General features: G+C 70.9%; 5 protein-coding genes. 1 reads left to right on the top strand and 4 read right to left on the bottom strand.

Annotated features, from left to right (window positions below; translation table 11 throughout):
* The first annotated feature begins 260 nt into the window (after positions 1-260).
* Positions 261-1,973, top strand: coding sequence for an ABC transporter family substrate-binding protein (locus tag ACFV4G_RS09245; protein WP_380438155.1), 1,713 nt, complete (start codon positions 261-263; stop codon positions 1,971-1,973).
* An 83-nt stretch (positions 1,974-2,056) separates the two neighbouring features.
* On the opposite strand, the gene ACFV4G_RS09240 is transcribed toward ACFV4G_RS09245, so the two are convergent.
* The 4 genes from ACFV4G_RS09240 to ACFV4G_RS09225 all read right to left on the bottom strand — a co-directional run bounded on the left by ACFV4G_RS09240 (position 2,057) and on the right by ACFV4G_RS09225 (position 6,048).
* Complete coding sequence (locus ACFV4G_RS09240; protein ID WP_380438153.1) at positions 2,057-3,076, bottom strand: ABC transporter ATP-binding protein; 1,020 nt, start codon at positions 3,074-3,076, stop codon at positions 2,057-2,059.
* Entirely contained in the window at positions 3,069-4,118 is a 1,050-nt protein-coding gene (locus tag ACFV4G_RS09235; RefSeq protein WP_380438274.1) for an ABC transporter ATP-binding protein, read from the bottom strand. The genes ACFV4G_RS09240 and ACFV4G_RS09235 overlap by 8 nt, the downstream gene beginning before the upstream one ends.
* A gap of 63 nt (positions 4,119-4,181) precedes the next feature.
* Positions 4,182-5,111, bottom strand: a complete 930-nt coding sequence (locus tag ACFV4G_RS09230) for an ABC transporter permease (protein ID WP_380438152.1) — start codon at positions 5,109-5,111, stop codon at positions 4,182-4,184.
* Entirely contained in the window at positions 5,104-6,048 is a 945-nt protein-coding gene (locus tag ACFV4G_RS09225) for an ABC transporter permease (RefSeq protein WP_380438150.1), read from the bottom strand. The genes ACFV4G_RS09230 and ACFV4G_RS09225 overlap by 8 nt, the downstream gene beginning before the upstream one ends.
* Positions 6,049-6,140: the final 92 nt, after the last annotated feature.

Below are 6,140 nucleotides of genomic sequence, written 5' to 3'. Positions count from 1 at the left end.
CCACCGGCCCCCGCCCCGCCCCCCCCCGCCGCCGCGGCGCGGGGCGGCCGCCGCCCCCCCCCCCCGGGGGGGGGGGGCCCCCCCCCCGCCCCCCCCCGGGCGGGCCCCCCCCCCCCGCCCCTCCCCCTCGGCCCTCCCCCTCGCCCGCCCCTCGGCCCGCCCCCTCGGCCGCCCCTCGGCCCTCCCCCTCGACAACTCCCGTCCCGCTCGCCAAGATGTGACGCCACACCATCCGCCACACCTGCCTCGGGAGCACGCCAATGGGCCGCCTCCACCACCGGACGGCCCTGCTCGCCGGCCTCACCGCGCTCACGCTCTCGCTGACGCTCTGTTCGTGTGCGTCCCAGCCGGACGGCTCACCCGGCGACGCGATGGCATCCGTCCCGAAGTCGCCCAAGTCCACCGCGACGGACATCAATCCGCGCGACCGCGCCCAGCTGCGCCAGGGCGGCACCCTGAACCTCGCGATCACCCAGTTCTCCCACCAGTGGTCGCCGATCCACGCCGACGGCACCGAGTCCTCGACCGGCAGCGTCACCAAGGCGCTGCTGCCCACCTTCTTCCGCTCCGACGCGGCCGGCACCCAGACCCCCAACCCGGCCTACCTCCAGGACGCCCACGCCGAGCTCAGGGACGGCCACCAGGTGGTCGTCTGGACGCTCAACCCGAAAGCCCACTGGTCCGACGGCACCCCGATCACCTGGCGCGACATCGAGGCCGACTGGCGCGCGATGAACGGCAAGGACCCGGCGTACAAGTCCTCCAGCAGCACCGGCTTCGAGCTGGTCTCCTCGGTGGTGCCCGGCAAGGACGACTTCCAGGCCGTGATGACCTTCGACCAGCCCTTCTCCGAGTGGCAGTCGATGTTCAACGGCGCCGCCAACGCCCCGCTGCTGCCGGCGAGCAGGGTGAGCGGCCCCGACCTGTTCAACACCGCCTACCTGGACGCCATCCCGGTCACCGCGGGCCCGTTCAAGGTCGAGAAGCTGGACCCGGCGGCCCAGACCGTCACCCTGGTCGCCGACCCGGCCTGGTGGGGCGACAAGCCGCTGCTGGACCGCATCGTCTTCCACGCCATGACGCCCGCGACGATGGCCGCCGCCTTCGGCCGCGGCGACATCGACCTCTTCAACAACGGCCCGGACGTGGCCGGGTACGAGGCCATCAAGCGCACCAAGGGCGCCGTCGTCCGGCGGGCCGGCGGGCCGGACTTCCGCCAGCTCACCCTCAACGGCCGCAGCCCGCTGCTCACCGACGCGACCGTGCGCCAGGCCGTGTTCCAGGCGATCGACCGGGACGCGATCGCCCGCGAGGACCTCAAGGGCCTGGACTGGCCGCCGGCCACGCTCAACAACCACCTGCTGGTCGCCAACCAGAACGCCTACCGCGACAACTCGCTCGGCCTCAGCCGCTACGACCCCACCGAGGCCCGCCGCAAGCTCGACGCGGCCGGCTGGAAGCTCGACGGCGACGTCCGCCACAAGGACGGCCGCGAGCTGAACCTGCGGTTGGTCGTCCCGGCCGGCGTCGCCACCGCCCAGAGCGAGGCCGCGAGCCTCACCGGGATGCTCAAGGGCGTCGGCGTGAAGGTCACCACCGTCCAGGCCGGCCCGAACGAGTTCTTCGACAAGTACGTCAACCGCCAGGACTTCGACCTCGCCGTGTACGCGCTGCTCGGCACGCCCTTCCCCGCCAGCGGCAGCCGCGCCAGCTTCGTCCAGAACAGCGGCAACAACCACGCCGGCACCGGCAGCGCCGCCGTCGACGCCGCCCTCGACCGGGCCGCCGCCGCGCCCGACACCGCCACCGCCTCCGAGGCCATCAACCAGGCCGACGCCGAGCTGTGGAAGGTGGCCGGGATGCTCCCGCTCTACCAGCGGCCGCAGCTGTACGGCGCCCGCGCCAACCTCGCCAACATCGGCGCGCAGGGCCTGTCCGACATCGTCTGGGAGAACGTCGGCTTCGAGAAATGACCGCCCCGGGGGCCGACGGCGCCCGGAACCACGCGGCCGGGCCGCGGAGTCGACGGACTCCGCGACCCGGCCGGGGGACGGGCTCAGGCGCTCCCGATCACGTCCCGCACCTCGGCGAAGTGGCAGGCCGACTCGTGCGCGGCCGGGCCCTCCAGCAGCGCGGGCACCGCGAGCAGCGGCACCTCCTCGGAGCACCGCTGCTGCGCCTTCCAGCAGCGGGTGCGGAAGCGGCAGCCGGACGGCGGGTTCGCCGGCGACGGCAGGTCGCCGCTGAGCAGGATGCGCTCGCGCTGCTCGCGGCCGGTCGGGTCGGGCACCGGCACGGCCGACAGCAGGGCCTGGGTGTACGGGTGGGTCGGATGGGCGTAGATCTCGTCCTCCGAGCCGATCTCGACCATCTTGCCGAGGTACATCACGCCGACGCGGTCGGAGATGTGCCGGACGATCGAGAGGTCGTGCGCGATGAACATGTACGACAGGCCGAATTCGGTCTGCAGCTGCTCCAGCAGGTTGATCACCTGCGCCTGGACGGACACGTCGAGCGCCGACACCGGCTCGTCGCAGATGATGATCTCCGGCTTGAGCGCCAACCCCCGGGCGATGCCGATGCGTTGACGCTGACCGCCGGAGAACTGGTGCGGATACCGGTTGATGTACTCCGGGTTGAGCCCGACGACGTCCAGCAGGTCCTGAACGGCCTTGCGGCGGTCGCCCTTCGGCGCCACCTCGGGGTGGATCTCGAACGGCTCGCCGATGATGTCCCCGACCGTCATGCGCGGGTTCAGCGAGGTGTACGGGTCCTGGAACACCATCTGGATGTTCCGCCGCACGGCCTTCAGCGCCGACCCCGACAGCCGGGTGATGTCCTGGCCCTTGTAGCGCACCTGGCCCGCGGTCGCCCGCTCCAGGCTCATCAGCACCTTGGCCAGCGTGGACTTCCCGCAGCCGGACTCGCCGACGATGCCCAGCGTCTCCCCGGTGACCAGGTCGAAGGAGATGCCGTCCACCGCCTTCACCGCGCCGACCTGCCGCTTGAAGAGGATCCCCTGCGTCAGCGGGTAGTGCTTGACCAGGTCCCGGACCTCCAGGATCGGCTCAGCCACGGAGGGTCTCCTTCCAGAAGTGGCAGGCGCTGTGCCGGCCCGGCAGGTCCCTGCCCTCCGCGTCCAGCACCGGGACGAGCGGCGGAAGTTCGGACCGGCAGCGGTCCTGCGCCCGGTCGCAGCGCGGGTTGAACGCGCAGCCGGCCGGAATGTGCAGGAGGTTCGGCGGCAGGCCCTGGATGGCGTACAGGTTCTGCCCCTTCTGGTCCAGCCGCGGAATCGAGTTGAGCAGGCCCCGGGTGTACGGGTGGGCCGGGCGCGCGTACAACTCGTGCACGGGCGCCGTCTCGACGATCCGTCCCGCGTACATCACCGCGATCTTGTCCGCGACGTCGGCCACCACGCCGAGGTCGTGGGTGATCAGGATCAGCCCCATGTGGAACTCGGACTGCAGCTCGGCCAGCAGGTCCATCACCTGGGCCTGGACGGTCACGTCCAGGGCAGTGGTGGGCTCGTCCGCGATGATCAGGTCGGGCTCCATCGAGAGCGCCATCGCGATCATGATGCGCTGGCGCATGCCGCCGGAGAACTGGTGCGGGAAGTCGTCCACCCGCTGCGCCGCCGCCGGGATGCGCACCCGCTCCATCAGCTCGACCGAGCGGTCCTTCGCCTCCTTGCGCGAGGCGCCCTGGTGCACCCGGAACATCTCGCCGAGCTGGTAGCCCACGCTGAGCACCGGATTGAGCGAGGACAGCGCGTCCTGGAAGATCATCGCGATCTTCCGGCCGCGCACCGCGCGCCGGGCCTTGGGGCTCATCGTCAGCAGGTCCTGGCCCCGGAACAGCACCTTGCCGGCCGTGATCCGCCCCGGCGGCATGTCCAGGATGCCCATGATCGCCTGCGCCGTCACCGACTTGCCCGAACCGGACTCGCCGAGCACCGCCAGCGTCTCCCCGGCCGACACCGAGTAGCTGACGCCGTTGACGGCCTTGGCGATGCCGTCCCGGGTGACGAACTCGACGTGCAGGTCGTCGACTTCGAGCAGCGGCGTGCCGGGCACCAGGTTCTCCCGGCGCGGGCCGGTCACCTCGATCGCGCTCAGGCGCGCCCCGCCGTCCCTCGTGCCGGACGGCTTCGTCGTGTCAGTCATGGTCCGCGGCCCTCCTCAGCGCAGCTTGGGGTCGAGGGCGTCGCGCACCGCGTCGCCGAGCATGATGAACGCCAGCACGGTGATGCTCAGCACGGCGGCCGGGAAGAGCAGTACGTGCGGGGCGTTCAGGAAGCGGGACTGGGCGTCGCTGATCATCAGGCCCCAGGAGATCGCCGGGGACTGGATGCCGATGCCCAGGTAGGACAGCGCGGCCTCGGCGCCGATGAACACGCCGAGGTTGATGGTCGAGACGACGATCACCGGCGCCACCGCGTTCGGCAGGATGTGCCGGGTGACGATCCGCCCGGTGCCGGCCCCGAGCGCGCGCGCGGCGACCACGTAGTCGTTGTGCTTGTTGGAGATCACCGCCGAGCGCATCAGCCGGTAGATCTGCGGCCAGCCGAGCACCGCCATCACCGCCGAGACCGTCCAGGCGTTGCCCTTCTGCCAGGTCGACATGATGAGCATGCCGCCGAGCAGCAGCGGGATCGCGAAGAAGATCTCGGTGATGCGCGACAGGAGGCTGTCCCAGAACCCGGCCATCCAGCCGGCCAGCAGCCCGAGCGTGCCGCCGACCAGGACCACCAGCGACGTGGTCAGGATGCCGACGATGATCGAGTTGCGGGCGCCCCAGATCGTCCGGGTGTAGACGTCGCAGCCCTGGACGTCGAAGCCGAACCAGTGGTCCGCGGAGGGGCGTTGCAGCGAGGACGAGAGTTCGCAGAAGCCGGCCGAGTTCGGGTCCTTGTCGGTGAAAAGCTGCGGGGCGACGGCCATCACCACCATGAGCAGCACCAGCAGCCCGCCGATGATGAAGAGCGGGTTGCGCCGCAGGTCGTACCAGGCGTCCGTCCAGAGGCTGCCCACCCGCTCCTTGTCGCCCTTGGCGGCCGCCGCCGCGGTCACCGGGGCCGTCGTGTCCAGCGCGTTCGTCGGCTCACTCATAGCGGATCCTCGGGTCAAGAACGGCGTAGAGCAGGTCGACCACCAGGTTGGTGAGGAGGTACACCATGACGAGGGCGCTCACGACGCCCACCACGATGGTGCGTTCGCGCAGGTACACCGACTGGAACAGCTGGTGCCCGATCCCGGGGATGTTGAAGATGCCCTCGGTGATCACCGCGCCGCCCATCAGCGACCCCAGGTCCATGCCGAGGTAGGTGACGATCGGGATCAGCGCGTTGCGCAGCCCGTGCCGCACCACGACGCGCAGCGGGCTCAGGCCCTTGGCCACCGCCGTGCGCACGTAGTCGGCCCGCATCACCTCGGTCAGGCTGGTCCGGGTGAGCCGGGCGATGTAGGCGAGCGAGGTGGACGCGAGCACGAAGGCCGGCAGGAGGTACGCGCGGAAGCCGTCGTCCTCGTTGAACGAGACCGGGAAGAAGTCGATGCCGTAGTCGTTGTGGAGCTTCACCCCGAGGAGCAGCTGGAGCACGAAGCCGATCACGAAGGTCGGGATCGAGATGACCATCAGGGTCGAGATCAGCACCAGGTTGTCGATGAACCGGCCGCGCCGCAGGGCGGCGACCACACCGGCGGTCACGCCCACCGCCATCTCGATGACCAGCGCGGTCCCGGCCAGGTTGATGGTGTACGGGAAGGCCCGCGTCATCACGTCGACGACGGCGTGGCCGCGGTAGTCCTCGCCGAAGTCGCCCTGGAACAGGCCGACCAGGTAGTGCCAGTACTGGAGGAAGAACGGATCGTCCAGGTGGTACCGGTCGTGCAGCATCGCGACGACCGTCGGGTCCGCGCGTTTCTCACCGGCCAGCGCTTGGATGGGGTCACCGGGCAGCAGGAAGACCAGTGCGTAGATCAGGAACGTCGCGCCGAGGATCACAGGTACGGCCTGGATGACCCGACGGACCACATAGCGGCCCATGTGGCGGCCTCCTCGTGGTTGGGGCGCGTCACCGGCGGGCGGCACGGGGGTTTCCCGCGCCGCCCTGCGGGACGCACCGGTCAGCGGGAGTC

Origin of the sequence: Kitasatospora sp. NPDC059747, assembly GCF_042732955.1 — a bacterium.
Taxonomy (GTDB): domain Bacteria; phylum Actinomycetota; class Actinomycetes; order Streptomycetales; family Streptomycetaceae; genus Kitasatospora.
This window is presented reverse-complemented; position numbering and strand designations above follow the sequence as displayed.